Raw genomic sequence first — 16,522 nt, 5'->3', positions numbered from 1 at the left:
GAAGTATGCTTGAATTGGAAATTAAGGTGGAGCGTCTTAGGGAAGAACAAATAGGCGATATTGTAGCATTATCTTCTTATATTGGGTGGGATTATAACAAGGAAGAAATTGAGACTATTTTTGATTCAGGTATTATATACGGTGTGTGGAATAAGAGAGAGGAACTTATTGCTAGCGCGGCAATTATATTATATGGGGAGAAATTAGCGTCTATCGGAATGGGCATTGTCCATCCGGATTATAAGGGAAGAGGGATTGGTAAGGCGATAACGAGTTCTTGCATGAATAGCGTATCAGATCGAACTTCAATTATGCTGATTGCTACAGATGAGGGGAAACCTTTATACGAAAAGTTAGGATTTAGGGCAGTGAGCTATATTTCTAAATACATATGTAACTCGTACAATACGAATTATAACTGTCAAGGAAATGAAGAATATGTGATGAATTATAAAGAGGGGGATTTAGAAGAAATAATAAAAATAGATGAAGGCGCATTTGGAACAAGTCGAAACGAGTTTTTAAAACAAAGAATTATGCAAAGTGATCAGTGTGTTGTTATAAAGGATACAAAAGAAAATGTAGTAGGATACGGTATAAGTGTACAAACGCCAGAAAATAAAATAATAGGACCGATCGTTGCTAAAAATGATGCAATGGCAATGAGAATAGTACATGCTTTAGCAAGAGGGCATGATGGGAGATTAAGAATGGATGTACCAAAAGGAAAGGACGATTTTCTGAAAGAGTTAGAGATTGCTGGTTTTCAAAAGGTTAATACACCGCCAATTATGATGAGAAATAGTGATCAATTTTTGAAAAAAAATGGGGAACTATACAGTATTGCAGCGCAAATTTTTGGGTAAAAAAGAATCCTTCTAAATGAAGGATTCTTTTTTATTAATCACGATATTGGTCGTGAGTTGGTTGGAAGAGGTCTTCCTCGATATCTCTCACCATAGAAAAATGATCCACATTATAATGACCGTGTAGAACTTTATTATGGTGCTCGATAATTTGTTCTGCAGATAACACGTTAGAATCAGTTGTGGAATGACCGTTTTTAATTAATGTAACATCAAATCCTTGTACAGTAGCTGTTCTAACTGCGGTGTCGATGCAATGTTCTGTTTTACATCCACCGATAACGATATGATTAATTTTTTCTTCTTTTAAAAGTTCAAGTAGAAAAGTGCCATAGAATGCGTTTGTTGCTGCTTTATTAATAAGGATTGCAGACTGAGGTACTTGAATTTGATTATGTACTTCAAATCCTTCTCCGCTACCAGAAGCAACATCGATATCTCTTACGAAAACAACAAGGGCATTTGCATCTAGTGCTTTCTGTACGGCTGTATTTAGTGTAGATAATAGATCTTTTTTACGAAAAATTTCATTTTCTTTTTCATTTCCATCCATTAATTCTTGCTGCGCATCGATAATTAATAGTGCTTGTTTCATCGTGTCTCCCCTTTAATATGAAATAAGTTCCACTATACATATTCATTCATATTGCAAGGAAATCCTCTATTGTCTATGCAGTAGACGATAGATTTACAAAGTTGTCAAAGAAATTTCATTCTCATAGCGTGTAAAAACATGTATGATAGGAGATGGAGAATTTTTGAGTAGGTGGGAATATCATGCAAACAGTAGAAGATTATCTTTCATTCTTACATACGAAAGGATTTAAACTATCAGAGGAAGCACAAGGGTTTATTATGTTCGGACAAGGATATACTGGTGCATCTGATGGAATTGTGAACGCAGCAATAGAAGCGACAATTAAACATCAATTACAGTTTGATGGGAGTTATTTTGTTGCGTTATTAGAACGTTTGAAAGAAGAAGAAATTACAGATAAAAAAAGCGCTAAGGCTTTTATGCGGAAGTTACAAGCGTAACTTCACGCAGCCTGCGCTTCTTTTTTTGTTTTGGAAGGTAATTCAACAAAAACCATGCCTAGGAAAATACATAGGCATCCGATAATAGCAGAAATAGAAAGTTGTTCGTTTGCAACGAGAACGCCTGTTAATGCAGCAAAAACAGGCTCCATTGCGAAAATAATTGCTACTCTCGTTGGAGACGTATGTTTTTGTGCTGATGTTTGAATAAAAAAAGCAATGGATGTCGCAAATAGGGAAGTTAGAAATAGAGCGAATAAAAAGGAAGAATTCGTCCATAGTGCCACTGAAAATAATTTTTCCCAATCTTCAAACAAAAAGGCGCAAATAGAAGAAAACATACCGACAGCTAATACTTGCGATGTGCTTAACAATAAAGGTGATATTTTCTTAGAGAAGAAGCCGTTAACAAGAATATGGGCGGCGAAAGCAACTGCACAACCAAGAACGAGTATATCTCCAATGTTTAATTGAAAAGAATCACCGGCCGTTAATAAGTATAAACCTGCTGTTGCTACAGCAATGCCCATTACGATAAAAATGGTAGCTTTTTGTTTTAAAAAGATAAAAGACAAAATGGGTACCATAACGATACTAAGCCCTGTTAAGAAACCAGCTTTTGAAGAAGTTGTATAAAGTAAGCCGAATGTTTGTAATACATAGCCAATACATAAAAAGAATCCAACAATTAATCCAGCGAAGCTACTCTGTTTTATATCTTGTTTTGAAGCTTTTTTTGAGAAAATTATTTGAACGAATAATAAAATAATTCCAGCGAATAAAAAGCGAATACCATTAAAAGTAAATGGACCAACGAAAGACATAGCATTTTGAACGACAACAAACGTAGCTCCCCAAATAAAAGAGACAAATAATAACGCAAGAGGAGCAACCCAATCTTTTTTCACACTCATACCCCCGTTAATTTTGTAAGATAGCTTTTCTAGCTAATTCATCAGCAACTTTATTTTGACTACTTGGAATCCACTTAATAAAAAAGAGATCGAAACTTTTTATGTACTGTAATGCTTCTTCTAATAGTGGTGCAAATATTTTATTTTTTGCGTATTCTTTTTCGACAGCTCGCTCGACAAGTTGCGAATCTGTACGAAAAGAGACAATGTTATAATTATGCTCCGTGCAATATTTTAATGCCGCAAGTAAGGCGTGGTATTCTGCTTCATGATTGGACATTGTCCCAAGGGGCAATGATAATTGTACAGCTGGTTGAACCCCTTTAATAAATACTCCTGCACCAGAAGGACCAGGATTTCCTTTTGATGCACCATCAATATATACTTCAATCAAAATGTGAAACCTCCAAATGATAAGATGATCCCCTACTTATATATTTCCTTGAAGTAGGGGATAGAGTAATTAGCCAATTGTAATGCTATAACGACATGTAAATGTTTCATTCGCTTGTAAAGATTGGATTCCTTTTTTTTCCTTGAAATCTTTTGCTGGATTTACTTCATCAGCAATACCGTACCAAGGTTCGATACATAGGAAAGGTGCGTTCTCGCCTGGTGTCCATACGCCGACAAATGGGAATCCGTCAAATTCTACTTTTACAAATTTATTATGTTTATGAGAACGAATAGAGATTTCATCCGTATTCATATTTTCAAAAATAAGCGCATCATTTTTGAATAAATCGTATGTAAGTGGTAATTCATTCGTATTTTCAGCAATTAATTGTTTTTTACTTGAAAGATAAGGTCCTTCTAATACGCTTGTTTCTAAGCGTTCAGAACCATTAAATGATAAATGATAATCAGTAAATGATTCGCCCTCTAATAAGGGGAAGTTGAAACCAGGATGTGCTCCGATTGAGAAGAACATCTCTTTTGAAGCAGGGTTATTTACTTCATATGTTACATGAACGATTTGTCCGTCTAGCTCATAAGAAACGAGTAATTCGAATTCGTATGGGTATTTTTTTAATGTTTCTTCATTACTAGTTACAATATAAGTGATTTTCGTTTCACTTTGTTCTTGTACAGAGAATGTAAGATCACGAGCAAAGCCGTGTTGTGTTAAAGAATATGGTTTACCATCTACGTAGTATGTATTATCTACTAATCGGCCGACAATTGGGAATAAAATTGGTGCGCGGCGCCCCCAATAAGTAGAATCGCCTTGCCATAAGTATTCAGTGTTATCTTCTTTTAAGCGAACGCTTTGTAATTCTGCACCTTTGTCAGAAATGGAAACGACCACTTTTTCATTTTGAATTGTTGCTGTCATGAAGTGAAACCTCCTAAAACTTTCATATGTTTTATTATACGTTGTCTAAAAGAAAAAAGGTAGTTAATGATAGGAATCTATTGACGAGAGAGTGTGTATTGCGTAGAATATATTCTTGTTGCTTAAAAAACGAATAACGTGGTTCGAAACCATCCCACGTAAAAAAACTAAGGAGATTTTGTCATGAATATAAGAACATTAGTCGGTAATGGTATTTTAGCGGCATTATATATTGCTGTTTCTATGCTTATTCAGCCATTTGGCTTTACGAATGTACAGTTTCGTATTTCAGAGATGTTTAATCATCTTGTTGTATTTAATAAGAAAGCAATTTACGGAATTGTATTAGGTGTATTTTTAACAAATCTCTTTTTCTCACCTATGATCGCTTACGATTTAGTATTTGGAGTAGGGCAATCTATTCTCGCATTAGTTGCAACGATTATTTCTATGCGATTTATTAAAGGTGTTTGGGCTCGTATGATTTTTAATACAGTTATTTTTACAATTACAATGTTTATGATTGCAATTGAACTTCATCTTGCATTTGATTTACCATTTATGTTGACTTGGTTAACATGTGCAATCGGTGAATTTGTTGTCATGGCGATTGGTATGCCTGTAATGTACTGGATTAATAAACGAGTACAATTTGAAAGATTTATGTAATAGATGAAAGAGCTATTCCTAAAGGGATAGCTCTTTTTGCATGTGATAATATTGAATATAATTCAGAGACTCTTGATAAAATATAATAAAATAAAGTGAGGCTTTCATTAGCTGGATACATATAAGAAGTCTTACATAAGGGGAATCTAGTATGAAATATAAAATTCATTGGTTGTATAAAACGAAGCGCGGTTTGCAGACGGAATTAACGACAGATTATATGAACATAGAAGATGTGCTGCAATTTGCAGAGGATTTCGAGAAAACAGGAAGAGTGAAAGAACTATCATTTTATGATGAAATGGATGCAGAATGGTCATTAAAGGAAATGAAAAAGCTGAGTAAACAAGTGGAGGAAGAGCCCCAAGAAATACTCGTTTATTTTGATGGCGGTTATGATGTACAGACGAAAGAAGCTGGAGTAGGTATATGTGTATACTATAAAAAAGGAAATACAAAATACCGAATTCGCCGTAATGCATATATAGAAGGTATATATGATAATAATGAAGCGGAATATGCATCATTACTACATGGCATGAATATACTCGAGGAATTCGGAATTAAGTATGAAGCAGTTACACTTCGCGGCGATTCTCAAGTTGTACTGCAGCAGTTGGCCGGGGAATGGCCTTGCTATGATGAGCATTTAAATCATTATTTAGACCAAATTGAACAAAAAGCGAAGCAAATGAAATTAAAACTTGTATGCGAGCCAATATCTAGAAAACAAAATAAAGAAGCACATCAATTAGCAACGCAAGCATTAGAAGGAACAGTCATTGATAGTCATAAAGAAATAACCGAATAGAGAGGTGCAACCGTGGATAAAAAGCAACTCATTACAGAGGTAAATGACTTATTAGAAACGTATTGTGAAGGGTGTTTTTTGCGAGAACATAATCGAAAGACAAATAGTAAATATTATGCTCATTCATTTTGTATTAGGCAATGTACAGTTGGAGAAACATTGAAAAAGTATGGAGAACAGTTATCATGAAAAAACATCCAGAGAACATTCTCTGGATGTTTTTTTAGTGCTTTGCTTCGTTTAATTGATGCTCGCATTCACTTAATTTCTTTTCCTCATTCATTAGAAACGGCTCATCTAAATCTACCGCAACAGATTTCATAATTTCAAGCTGAGAGCGAGCTGCTTCTACAGCAGTAGTGGCATGCTCTAATGTATCTGGATCCATTGAAATTGTCGCTGACCCTACCATTTTTTGTGCTGTTTCTACACGGAATTTCACTTCTTCAAAATCATTTACTTCTGATCCCATTATTACTTCCTCCTTTGTATATTGCGCATTTCACATAGTTTTTGCTCTGTAAAACGGAAATATACAAAGGAATAACAAAGGAGGTTACCAAGTAAGGTAACCTCCTGTCATATGTTGGATTAAAGTTTTACTACGTTAGCAGCTTGAGGTCCGCGGTTTCCTTCAGTAATGTCGAAAGATACTTCTTGACCTTCTTCTAAAGCTTTGTAGCCGTCGCCTTGAATAGCAGAGAAATGTACGAATACATCGTCAGCGCCTTCCATTTCGATAAATCCAAAACCTTTTTCGTTGTTAAACCATTTCACTTTTCCTTGCATGTTACAATTCCTCCTAAAAACATTTGCTTTTTTCATTTAGTGAAATTCATTTGAAAGATAATATAAACTAAAAATGCTATAATCTTGAATATTCTGCTAAATGATTAATTTAAATATACACGAATTGGTAGAAATTAGTCAAGTAAGCGATTTTATTTTTTTGTATTTTTAAATAATTTTTCAGCCGAATTTTTAAATAGGTATAGGACAGGCCGAGTATGTAATATTCTTAATTGAATGCTATACATAATGAGGTGAAAGAAAGAATGAATGAGTCTTATTTATTAGATAATGAAGGAATGAGAACGAGAACTGACATACCAGATTGGGTTACAAAAGAATTTCAAAATTTTTCGAGTGTCGTGCTAGAACCAACTTTCCCGTGTTATTTCGGCTTAACAGCTTTGAAAAAGAATGAACTTCGTTATTCATTTCTCTCTCATAATGATTGGAGTCATTTGCCACATACAATGTTATCTTTTTTAGAGTTAATGAAAGAGCGTCCAATTGTAAGAAGAGGATTTTTTCTTTTTGTGGAACCGGAATGTGAAGAGCAATCACTGGAATATTATCGTGATTACTTTTGGAAAGTATTACAATATTTACATGAAAACGATGACCAAACATGGCCGAAGCAAATTCCTGAAGACCCAGACCATTACTTATGGGAATTTTCATTTGGTGGTGAACCGATATTCGCATTTGGAAATGCGCCAGCTTATAAACAACGAAAAACTAGGCATTTAGGAAATTCTCTCGTTATTGGATTTCAACCGCGTACCATCTTTGATGGATTAGAAGGGGATCGCCCTAAAGGAGCATATTCAAGACAAACGGTCCGAGATCGAGTTGAAAAGTGGGATCAGCTGCCGAAACACCCTAACATTAGTCATTATGGTGATCCAGACCATCGCGAATGGAAACAATATTTCATAGGAGACGATGTAGAGCCGATAAAAGGAAAATGTCCTTTTCTTCATAAATTAGAAAAGTAAGAGCCATCATCTAGATGGTTCTTTTGCATATTTTGGATAAAAAAGGGTATTTTAGTAGTAAATATTTTGATGAAGGCTAGTCTATTTTTAATCATTACATCATTACTTAATAGTAAAGGAAGTAGAAAGGATAGAGCGATGTTTGGAGCGATTATACAACAAATTGTATTAGGTATTTCATTAGCTGCGCCAGTAGGTCCGATTAATATTGAAATGTTAAAACGAGGAATTGAACGAGGTTTTTGGCATGCGTGGGTTGTTGGAATTGGTGGAATGACTGCAGATATTTTGTTTATGCTGCTCATCTACTTCGGTTTATCTTCTGTGTTTATGTATACATATGTACAAGCTTTTATGTATTGTACAGGGTTTTTCCTATTATTTTATTTAGGATTTCAAAGTGTAAAACAAGGAATTTCTCACTCGAATATGGAATATAAAAAAGAAGAGGTAGGCGGTCTTAAACAATCGTTTATGGCAGGTTTTTTAATTGCGATATCCAATCCATTAAACCTTGTTTTTTGGTTTGGAATATATGGAAGTACGCTTAGTTCATTACTTACGAAGGTAACGAAACAAGAAGCCTTTTTGTACAGTCTTTGTATTATCATTGGCATTATTTTATGGAATTTAAATATTGCTTTTTCTGTCCATTTTGGCAGAACTTTATTAAAGCAAAAAGCACTTGGCTATATAACAGCCGGAGCCGGTATTATTTTAGTAGGATATTCTATCCATTTTGCATACAAAGCTTTACAGTTGTTCACATAAGATTGAAGGGGAGATTTTTATGTATCGAACCACTATTGACGGAAAAGAAATTATTATTACGTTAGCACCCAAAATCCGAAAAGAAATTACTGATAGAAATCCACTATATGAAGCGGTATTTCACAATGCAGCAAGATTACTACAAACAAAGCAATCAACGTTTGCAGTGAATCATGAAATATTTGGGCTCATTATTGGAGAGGTACAAAGAGGAGAAGTAACAGTATTTGCAGTGGAACATATTATTCCAAAGCAAAATATATTTGGATCGAACAATTTTTTCTCGACAATAGAGCAGCAGGCAAATTTGTAAAGTGAATAGAATAAAATAAAAAATAAAAGAAATAGTCGTAACGATATGTTGCGGCTGTTTTTTTGGAAAAGGGGGAAGGAAGATGAAGAGAGTGGGGAAAGAGTTCTTTTTACAACATGATATCGTTATTATGTATAGTATTCTATTTGTTTTCATCATTATTTTAAAAATGCAATTTTTCACATGGATCGGTATGTTCGCGTGTTTGTTTGGGATTGTTTTTTATACGCTTAACGAATATATGACACATCGATTTTTATTCCATTTAAAGCCACCTAAAAACGTATTTTTATTAAAAATGTTAAGAAGATTACATTATGATCATCATGTATATCCAGATGATTTAAAACTATTGTTTTTGCCTGTATGGTTTAGTATACCGAGCTTTACTATATATTTACTTATAGCATATGGTATAACAAAAAGTGTTACTATTACACTTTCATTCGGAACTGGAATGATTATCATGCTTCTCGTTTATGAATGGAAACATTATATTGCACATAAGCCGATTCGTCCGTTCACTAAGTTTGGAAGATGGCTAAAAAAACAGCACATATTACATCATTATAAAAATGAAAAGTTTTGGTTTGGTGTTTCAAATCCAGTATTCGATTTCATATTTGGAACGCTTAAAGATGGGAAAGACGTTGAATTAAGCGAAACAGCTCGTAATTTAGAAAAAGAAAAAAAGACAGAAGTAGTGCGATAAGCACTACTTTTTTTATCTGGAAATTTGCCGGGCGGTAAAACTCCCCCCTCAAAATTCGGCAAATATGAGGAAGTTAAATGGAAGATAACTTCCTGTAAAGCTTGACTGGTGAGGAATTGAAGTACGTAATTTTTATGTTGAAAAAGTATATTAAAAACTTAGGAGAAATTGGCGAAAAATGTCTATCGAAAAATCTTTGCAGGAATGTATGGATTGTCTAAAATAGAAATAAGTTTCTGAATATTTATAAAATTTAGTCTTTAGGTATACAAGGGGGAATTGTATTTTCAGTAAGAGAGGGGAATGGGAATGAAAAGAGATGATACGTCAGCACGTAAGTTACAAAATGAAGTGAATTATACAGAGATTGTTCAGTCAGAAGAATTTCAATTACTATTAAATACGAAAAAGAAGTTTATCGTTCCGATGAGTATTTTCTTTTTAAGCTTTTTTATTGCATTACCTATTTTAACATCGTATTCAAAGGTGCTCAATACACCAGCATTTGGGGATGTTACGTGGGCATGGGTGTTTGCATTTGCGCAATTTATTATGACGTGGTCATTATGTATGATTTATAGCAAAAAAGCAGAATCCTTTGATGAAATCTCGCAAAAAATTCTACAAGATATGCAAAAAGGGAGGGGCTAACTTTGAATGTAACCGCTTTTGCATTATTTTTAATCATCGTTCTTGGTACACTCGTCATAACTTATTTTGCGTCGAAGAAAACGAAAAATGCGAGTGAGTTTTATACAGCTGGAGGGGGATTAACTGGTTGGCAAAATGGTCTGGCCATTGCGGGAGATTATATGTCTGCTGCGTCTTTTCTTGGTATAGCCGGAGCGATCGCATTAACTGGGTTTGATGGGTTCTTTTATAGTATCGGTTTCTTAGTTGCTTACTTAGTTGTATTATACTTAGTTGCAGAGCCACTTCGAAATTTAGGGAAGTACACGTTAGCAGATATGATTGCGGCGCGTTTTGATGCGAAAAAAGTTCGCGGCGTTGCAGCGCTTAATACGATGACGATTTCGATTTTTTATATGATTGCACAATTAGTTGGGGCTGGTGCACTTATTAAATTATTATTAGGGATCGAATATACGACATCCGTTTTAATCGTTGGTACATTAATGACAGTGTACGTTATTTTTGGTGGAATGACTGCGACGAGTTGGGTACAAATTGTTAAGGCTGTATTACTTATGGCTGGTACATTTATTATTTCTGTTATCGTTTTCTCCAAATTTAATTTTAGTGTGACTGAAATGTTCGCTCAAATGAAAACAGCTACGCCATTAAAAGATTCGTTTTTAAATCCAGGAGTAAAGTATAAGGATGGTCTTGATACACTGTCTTTAAATTTAGGACTAGTTCTTGGTACTGCCGGATTACCACATATTCTTGTTCGCTTTTTTACAGTACGTGATGCAAAAACGGCACGGCAATCTGTTGTGTACGCTACGTGGTTAATTGGCGCATTTTATATTATGACAATCTTCTTAGGATTTGGGGCAGCAGCATTTGTAGGGAATGAGGCAATTATGAAAGCAAACCCTGCTGGTAATATGGCAGCACCTTTGTTAGCTAAAGCGTTAGGTGGAGATTTCTTATTTGCTTTCGTTTCAGCAATTGCCTTTGCAACTATTTTAGCTGTAGTGGCAGGCCTTGTATTAACAGCAGCATCAGCATTTGCACATGATTTTTATAATGAAATTATTCGCAAGGGGAAATCAACGGAAAAAGAGCAAGTGTCAATGGCTCGCTATGCGTCTATTGGGGTAGCGGTATTATCCATTATACTAGCGTTATTTGCTCAAACGTTGAACGTAGCATTTTTAGTTTCATTAGCATTTGCAGTTGCAGCGAGTGCAAATTTACCAGTTATATTATTCACAATATATTGGAAGCGCTTCAATACAACAGGTGCTATTTCGGGTATGGCCGTTGGTCTTGTATCAGCAATTGTTCTCGTAGCCTTAAGTCCAAATGTTTGGAACCCTGTAGCTGGAAAAGCTATATTTGTTGGGGAAGCGATATTCCCATATACGACACCTGGAATTATTTCAATTCCGCTTGGATTCCTTGCAGCATATTTAGGAACCGTGTTATCTAGTAAGAAAGAAGATGCTGCGAAATTTGATGAGATTCTTGTGAAATCTAATACAGGTCATGGTGTTAGTGATGCATCGTCACATTAAAAAGAGAAGGGCTTTTCGATATATAAGAAAAGCTCTTTTTTTCTTGTAAATATTACTGTATTGTAAGTAGGATTTTGTCTTAATTTTGTGGAATGAAAATAAGCAGGGAGAAATTTAAATCATCATGGCACCAGCGCAGCTTTTGTGAAAAATAAGTTGTTATGGAAGGTGGAAGAAATGATGAAAACGAAACAGACTGATGAATTATTAGCAAAAGATGAGCAATATGTTTGGCACGGAATGCGTCCTTTTAGTCCAAATAGTACAATGGTAGGGGCAAAAGCAGAAGGGTGCTGGGTTGAAGATATAGAAGGGAAAAGATATTTAGATGGTATGAGTGGTCTTTGGTGTGTGAATAGTGGATATGGCAGAAAAGAGCTCGCAGAGGCGGCATATAAGCAATTACAAACATTATCATACTTTCCGATGTCACAATCGCATGAACCAGCTATAAAGCTTGCAGAAAAATTAAATGAGTGGCTTGGAGGAGAGTATGTTATTTTCTTCTCTAATAGTGGCTCGGAAGCGAACGAAACAGCTTTTAAAATAGCAAGACAATACTATGCTCAAAAAGGTGAACCGCATCGTTATAAATTTATGTCGCGTTACCGCGGGTATCATGGAAATACAATGGCAACGATGGCAGCGACGGGACAAGCACAGCGTAGATATCAATATGAGCCATTTGCTTCAGGATTTTTACATGTAACACCGCCAGATTGTTATCGTATGCCTGGAATAGAAAGAGAAAACATTTATGATGTAGAATGTGTAAAAGAAGTAGATCGCGTTATGACATGGGAATTAAGTGAAACGATTGCAGCTTTTATTATGGAACCAATTATTACGGGCGGAGGCATTTTAATGCCGCCACAAGACTATATGAAAGCTGTTCATGAAACGTGTCAAAAACACGGTGCCTTGCTCATTAGTGATGAAGTGATTTGTGGTTTCGGACGTACAGGAAAAGCATTTGGATTTATGAATTATGACGTTCAGCCGGATATTATTACGATGGCAAAAGGGATTACGAGTGCATATTTACCGTTATCAGCGACAGCTGTGAAAAAAGAAATATATGAAGCATTTAAAGGGAAGGGAGAATATGAATTCTTCCGTCATATTAATACATTTGGTGGAAATCCTGCGGCTTGTGCATTAGCGCTTAAAAACTTGGAGATTATGGAAAATGAAAATTTAATTGAGCGATCTGCACAAATGGGCTCGCTTTTATTAGAGCAATTAAAAGAAGAAATTGGAGAGCATCCACTTGTTGGGAATATTAGAGGGAAAGGTTTACTAGTTGGAATCGAACTAGTAAATGATAAAGAGACGAAAGAGCCAATTGATAACGACAAAATTGCAAGTGTTGTAAATGCTTGTAAAGAAAAAGGTTTAATTATTGGACGAAACGGCATGACAACAGCAGGATATAATAACGTCTTAACATTAGCACCACCGCTTGTTATTTCAAGTGAAGAAATTGCTTTTGTTGTTGGAACGTTGAAGACAGCGATGGAACGCATTTAATGAATGAAGCGAGCTGTATATTACAGCTCGCTTTTGTTTAGTAGGAGGTTTTTTTTATGAAGAAATATGAGCCTAGTCAACATTATCACATCGGGTATTATGAAGATGGATACGATTTAGAAGTGACGGCGTACAAAAGAATAAATGAGCCAGTTTGGGATGCTTATATTCCGCACTATGAGGTAGACGATTTTTACAAGAAAGTGGAGAAAATGAAGCTAGGTGAATATATAGATGATTACGGCATTATGGTGTATTCATTTAGTAATGATATTGATGATGAAGAAGCACGAATTATTTTTGAAAAATGGTTAAAAACGAATAAAATTGTTTAAAGATAAAACGAAAAAGGAGATTGCTATCTTATAAGATAGCAATCTCCTTTTATTATATGAAACTTATTTACTTGCTTTCATCGCTTTATCTTTTGCACCAAAAGTGTATTTTAACATTGGTGGTGTAATCATTGTAGTTAAAATAACGACAATAACGATAGCTGTAAAGTAATCTTGTGCTAATAGGCCTGAAGAAAGTCCTGTTCCTGCGATGATAAGTGCAACTTCACCACGAGAAACCATTCCAGCACCGATAATTGCAGAAGACTTAGCGTCAAATCCAGTCATTCGTGCACCAAATCCACAACCAATTAGTTTCGTTAATACAGCGATTATTGTTAATGCTAGGATGAACCAAATTTGATTGCCAATACCGTCAAATGTAATATTCATACCGATACTTACGAAGAACACGGGAACGAACATAGCGTAAGCAATTGGTTCTACTTTCTTTTCTACTTCATGTTTGTAGTTCGTTTGAGAAATAGCGATACCAGCTGCGAAAGCACCGATAATACCAGCAATTCCTAATAGTTCGCCGAAATATGCGAATGAGAAACAGATGATAAGAGCCGCGCTCACGATAGACTCAGATACGCGTAGTGGTGATAACCAGCGCATAATCGCAGGAACACCTTTCCATCCAATTAAAATAATAGAAGCGAAGAATACAACTTTCTTCAAGATAACCATTGTTAAGTTAACATCGTCTGTACCTAAGAAGCTCATTGCAAATGCTAATAAAATAACAACAAGAATGTCATCAAATACAGCAGCGCCAAGCATCGTTGTACTTTCACGTGTTTTCATCTTTCCTAAATCACGAAGTGTTTGTACGGAAATACTAACACTTGTCGCACATAGAAGTAATCCTAAAAATACAGCATTTCCTTGTTCCATTCCCATAACAAGACCAGAAACGTAACCACCTACGAATGGTAGAATGATACCTCCAAGTGCAACAGCTAAAGAAGAATTACGATTTGCATTTAATTCCTCTAAGTCTGTTTCAAGTCCTGCCATAAACATTAAAAGAATAACACCGACATTACTTAATTGTGTTAGAAGCTCTGAATTTTCAATCCAACCTAATAAAGCTGGACCGATAACGATACCGACAATTAATTTACCTAGTACAGAAGGTTGACCTAATCTAACACTAAGATCACCGGCAAGCTTTGTACTTAATAAAATAAGTGCAATTTGAAAGAAAAATTCGAATTCCATCGGATCCTCTCCTCATCATTTTTATTTTTATCATACGATTTCTCGGAATTTGCCTAATGAAAATATGTAAAACCCATTAAACAAAGGGTCTAATTACAAGTTCTTTTGAACTCGTAATTTGAACCTGTAATTAATATATAATATATTTTACAAAAAATCAATGAAAAAATAGGAGCTTTTTTAGAGAGAGGCTGTGTTATTAGGGATATACATATAAGAGAAGCGTGCGGATTTTATATGTATAAAATAGTATGAAGTCTTTTTTCATTACAAATAATAAAGTCTAAATACGATTTCACGAATTATAACTGTGAAAGGGAGGGCTTATCATTTGAAGTCATTAAAAAACAACTTGTCTATCGTTGCTTTAGGTGGAGTAAATGAAATAGGGAAAAATATGTATGCTATTCAATATGAAAATGATATTGTCGTTATTGATTGTGGATCTAAATTTCCAGATGAAAGTTTATTAGGAATTGATTTAATAATTCCAGACATCACATACTTACAAGAAAATAAAGAAAAAATTCGCGGGTTAGTCGTGACACATGGACATGAGGACCATATTGGTGGAATACCATATTTTTTAAAACAACTAAACGTACCAATCTATGCGACGAAGTTAACGTTAGGTTTAATTGAAATTAAATTAAAGGAGCATAATCTTCAAAATGGTACAGAATTAATCGTTATTCACGCAGAATCAGAAATCGATCTCGGTTCTATTAAGACGACATTTTTTAAAACGAATCATAGTATTCCAGATTGTCTCGGTATTGTGTTTCATACACCAGAAGGTACTGTAGTACATACCGGGGATTTTAAATTTGATTTAACACCAGTAAATAACCAACATCCTGATATTCATAAAATGGCTAAAATAGGTAGTGAAGGTGTACTAGCTTTACTATCTGAAAGTACAAATGCAGAACGACCAGGTTTTACTCCATCAGAGAGATCGGTAGGGGAACGGATAGAAGAATTATTTTTGAAAGCTAGCAGAAAAGTAATTATTTCTACATTTGCTTCTAATGTAAATCGTGTTCAGCAAATAGTTGAAGCTTGCATAAAAACAAATCGAAAACTGGCTTTGCTCGGGAGAAGTATGGTAAATGTAGTAGAAGTTGCTCTAGAGAAAGGGTATTTACATATTCCAGACGGCATGTTAATTGAAGCGAGTGAGGTAAATCGTTTGGATCCAAAGCAGGTCGCAATACTTTGTACAGGAAGCCAAGGAGAACCAATGGCAGCTTTAGCGCGCTTAGCTAGTGGAAACTATAGACAAGTGGACGTTTTACCAGAAGATACGGTTATTATAGCCGCAACTCCTATTCCAGGAAATGAGCGTAATGTTTCACGAATTATAGATAATTTATTTGCATTAGGAGCAAAAGTAATTTATGGATCAGGTAGTTCTACTGGAGTCCATGTATCCGGTCATGCATATCAAGAAGAGTTGAAATTGATGCTCACTTTAATGAAGCCAAAGTATTTTATCCCAATTCATGGAGAGTTTAGAATGCTACATCACCATAGTTTGTTAGCAGAATCAATTGGTGTTGAAAAAGAAAATATCTTTATCGTTCGTAATGGGGATGTTGTAGATATAAGTAATGAAGTGGCCATTCAATCTAGAAAAATACAGGCTGGAAATATATATGTAGATGGATTAGGAATTGGTGATGTTGGAAATGCCTTATTACGTGATCGAAAACAACTTTCAGAAGATGGAATGCTCGTAATAGTTATTACTTTTAATAAAGTGGATGGAGAAATTATTTCAGGTCCTGATATTATATCTCGTGGATTTGTCTATGTTCGTGATTCAGAAGAATTTTTGAAGGAATTAAATAAATTAGCTGTTATTACAATTAATAATTTAAAGAAAGAGAATGTGAATAGCTGGGGTATTTTGAAAAGAGAAGTAAGAGAAGCTTTAGGAAAGTTTATATATACTAGCACGAAAAGAAAACCGATGATCCTTCCTATAATAATAGAGGTTTAAGAGTTAA

21 protein-coding genes and 1 riboswitch are annotated in these 16,522 nt (G+C 34.9%); of the genes, 14 read left to right on the top strand and 7 right to left on the bottom strand.

What is annotated here, in order from left to right; genetic code table 11:
* The first annotated feature begins 5 nt into the window (after nucleotides 1-5).
* Nucleotides 6-866, top strand: a complete 861-nt coding sequence (locus DN394_RS18325; RefSeq protein ID WP_149294092.1) for a GNAT family N-acetyltransferase — start codon at nucleotides 6-8, stop codon at nucleotides 864-866.
* Nucleotides 867-900: 34 nt separating this feature from the next.
* On the opposite strand, the gene DN394_RS18320 is transcribed toward DN394_RS18325, so the two are convergent.
* Nucleotides 901-1,461, bottom strand: coding sequence for a cysteine hydrolase family protein (locus DN394_RS18320; protein ID WP_149294091.1), 561 nt, complete (start codon nucleotides 1,459-1,461; stop codon nucleotides 901-903).
* Between the two features lie 182 nt (nucleotides 1,462-1,643).
* On the opposite strand from DN394_RS18320, the gene DN394_RS18315 reads away from it, so the two are divergent.
* A complete protein-coding gene (locus DN394_RS18315) occupies nucleotides 1,644-1,904 on the top strand; it encodes a DUF6123 family protein (protein ID WP_001195212.1) in 261 nt (86 codons plus the stop codon).
* 2 nt (nucleotides 1,905-1,906) lie between these two features.
* Here DN394_RS18315 and DN394_RS18310 read toward each other — a convergent pair whose 3' ends face one another.
* The 3 genes from DN394_RS18310 to DN394_RS18300 all read right to left on the bottom strand — a co-directional run bounded on the left by DN394_RS18310 (nucleotide 1,907) and on the right by DN394_RS18300 (nucleotide 4,154).
* Nucleotides 1,907-2,812: a DMT family transporter gene (locus DN394_RS18310; protein WP_141475196.1), complete on the bottom strand. Its 906-nt coding sequence runs from the start codon at nucleotides 2,810-2,812 to the stop codon at nucleotides 1,907-1,909.
* Nucleotides 2,813-2,825: 13 nt separating this feature from the next.
* On the bottom strand, nucleotides 2,826-3,212 hold the full coding sequence (locus DN394_RS18305; RefSeq protein WP_002011911.1) for a reverse transcriptase-like protein: 387 nt from the start codon (nucleotides 3,210-3,212) through the stop codon (nucleotides 2,826-2,828).
* 69 nt (nucleotides 3,213-3,281) lie between these two features.
* On the bottom strand, nucleotides 3,282-4,154 hold the full coding sequence (locus DN394_RS18300) for an aldose 1-epimerase family protein (protein ID WP_046955187.1): 873 nt from the start codon (nucleotides 4,152-4,154) through the stop codon (nucleotides 3,282-3,284).
* 132 nt (nucleotides 4,155-4,286) lie between these two features.
* A riboswitch (PreQ1 riboswitch) is annotated at nucleotides 4,287-4,331 on the top strand.
* Between the two features lie 6 nt (nucleotides 4,332-4,337).
* On the opposite strand from DN394_RS18300, the gene DN394_RS18295 reads away from it, so the two are divergent.
* The 3 genes from DN394_RS18295 to DN394_RS18285 all read left to right on the top strand — a co-directional run bounded on the left by DN394_RS18295 (nucleotide 4,338) and on the right by DN394_RS18285 (nucleotide 5,823).
* Nucleotides 4,338-4,823: a QueT transporter family protein gene (locus DN394_RS18295; RefSeq protein ID WP_001026467.1), complete on the top strand. Its 486-nt coding sequence runs from the start codon at nucleotides 4,338-4,340 to the stop codon at nucleotides 4,821-4,823.
* 151 nt (nucleotides 4,824-4,974) lie between these two features.
* Nucleotides 4,975-5,634: a ribonuclease H family protein gene (locus DN394_RS18290; protein ID WP_000875530.1), complete on the top strand. Its 660-nt coding sequence runs from the start codon at nucleotides 4,975-4,977 to the stop codon at nucleotides 5,632-5,634.
* Nucleotides 5,635-5,646: 12 nt separating this feature from the next.
* A complete protein-coding gene (locus DN394_RS18285; protein ID WP_000358801.1) occupies nucleotides 5,647-5,823 on the top strand; it encodes a zinc-finger domain-containing protein in 177 nt (58 codons plus the stop codon).
* 34 nt (nucleotides 5,824-5,857) lie between these two features.
* Here DN394_RS18285 and DN394_RS18280 read toward each other — a convergent pair whose 3' ends face one another.
* Both DN394_RS18280 and cspB read right to left on the bottom strand, forming a co-directional pair.
* Nucleotides 5,858-6,106: a DUF2564 family protein gene (locus DN394_RS18280; protein WP_097918025.1), complete on the bottom strand. Its 249-nt coding sequence runs from the start codon at nucleotides 6,104-6,106 to the stop codon at nucleotides 5,858-5,860.
* 119 nt (nucleotides 6,107-6,225) lie between these two features.
* Nucleotides 6,226-6,423 carry a cold shock-like protein CspB gene (gene cspB, locus DN394_RS18275; protein ID WP_001161731.1) on the bottom strand — a complete coding sequence of 66 codons (198 nt, stop codon included), beginning with the start codon at nucleotides 6,421-6,423 and terminating at the stop codon, nucleotides 6,226-6,228.
* A 266-nt stretch (nucleotides 6,424-6,689) separates the two neighbouring features.
* Between cspB and DN394_RS18270 the strand changes: the two genes are divergently transcribed.
* The 8 genes from DN394_RS18270 to DN394_RS18235 all read left to right on the top strand — a co-directional run bounded on the left by DN394_RS18270 (nucleotide 6,690) and on the right by DN394_RS18235 (nucleotide 13,283).
* Complete coding sequence (locus tag DN394_RS18270) at nucleotides 6,690-7,418, top strand: YqcI/YcgG family protein (RefSeq protein WP_046958952.1); 729 nt, start codon at nucleotides 6,690-6,692, stop codon at nucleotides 7,416-7,418.
* A 138-nt stretch (nucleotides 7,419-7,556) separates the two neighbouring features.
* Complete coding sequence (locus DN394_RS18265; protein WP_046958953.1) at nucleotides 7,557-8,189, top strand: LysE family transporter; 633 nt, start codon at nucleotides 7,557-7,559, stop codon at nucleotides 8,187-8,189.
* Nucleotides 8,190-8,208: 19 nt separating this feature from the next.
* Entirely contained in the window at nucleotides 8,209-8,502 is a 294-nt protein-coding gene (locus DN394_RS18260) for a hypothetical protein (RefSeq protein WP_000286368.1), read from the top strand.
* 82 nt (nucleotides 8,503-8,584) lie between these two features.
* The gene (locus DN394_RS18255) at nucleotides 8,585-9,214 is read left to right on the top strand and encodes a sterol desaturase family protein (RefSeq protein ID WP_046958954.1); all 630 of its coding nucleotides are present in this window, start codon (nucleotides 8,585-8,587) and stop codon (nucleotides 9,212-9,214) included.
* A gap of 309 nt (nucleotides 9,215-9,523) precedes the next feature.
* Entirely contained in the window at nucleotides 9,524-9,865 is a 342-nt protein-coding gene (locus tag DN394_RS18250; RefSeq protein ID WP_046958955.1) for a DUF485 domain-containing protein, read from the top strand.
* A gap of 2 nt (nucleotides 9,866-9,867) precedes the next feature.
* Nucleotides 9,868-11,418 (top strand): solute symporter family protein, encoded by a 1,551-nt coding sequence (locus tag DN394_RS18245; RefSeq protein ID WP_046958956.1) that lies wholly within the window; start codon nucleotides 9,868-9,870, stop codon nucleotides 11,416-11,418.
* A 180-nt stretch (nucleotides 11,419-11,598) separates the two neighbouring features.
* On the top strand, nucleotides 11,599-12,948 hold the full coding sequence (locus tag DN394_RS18240) for an aspartate aminotransferase family protein (protein WP_000850952.1): 1,350 nt from the start codon (nucleotides 11,599-11,601) through the stop codon (nucleotides 12,946-12,948).
* Nucleotides 12,949-13,004: 56 nt separating this feature from the next.
* On the top strand, nucleotides 13,005-13,283 hold the full coding sequence (locus tag DN394_RS18235) for a DUF3986 family protein (protein ID WP_000759748.1): 279 nt from the start codon (nucleotides 13,005-13,007) through the stop codon (nucleotides 13,281-13,283).
* Between the two features lie 63 nt (nucleotides 13,284-13,346).
* Here DN394_RS18235 and DN394_RS18230 read toward each other — a convergent pair whose 3' ends face one another.
* Nucleotides 13,347-14,510: a cation:proton antiporter gene (locus DN394_RS18230; RefSeq protein WP_000393879.1), complete on the bottom strand. Its 1,164-nt coding sequence runs from the start codon at nucleotides 14,508-14,510 to the stop codon at nucleotides 13,347-13,349.
* Between the two features lie 331 nt (nucleotides 14,511-14,841).
* Between DN394_RS18230 and DN394_RS18225 the strand changes: the two genes are divergently transcribed.
* Nucleotides 14,842-16,515: a ribonuclease J gene (locus DN394_RS18225; protein ID WP_137052277.1), complete on the top strand. Its 1,674-nt coding sequence runs from the start codon at nucleotides 14,842-14,844 to the stop codon at nucleotides 16,513-16,515.
* Nucleotides 16,516-16,522 lie beyond the last annotated feature (7 nt).

This window comes from Bacillus sp. BB081 (assembly GCF_008368895.1).
Classification (GTDB): domain Bacteria; phylum Bacillota; class Bacilli; order Bacillales; family Bacillaceae_G; genus Bacillus_A; species Bacillus_A wiedmannii.
Note: the sequence above shows the minus strand (reverse complement) of the source record. Positions and strands in the feature narration are given on the sequence as shown.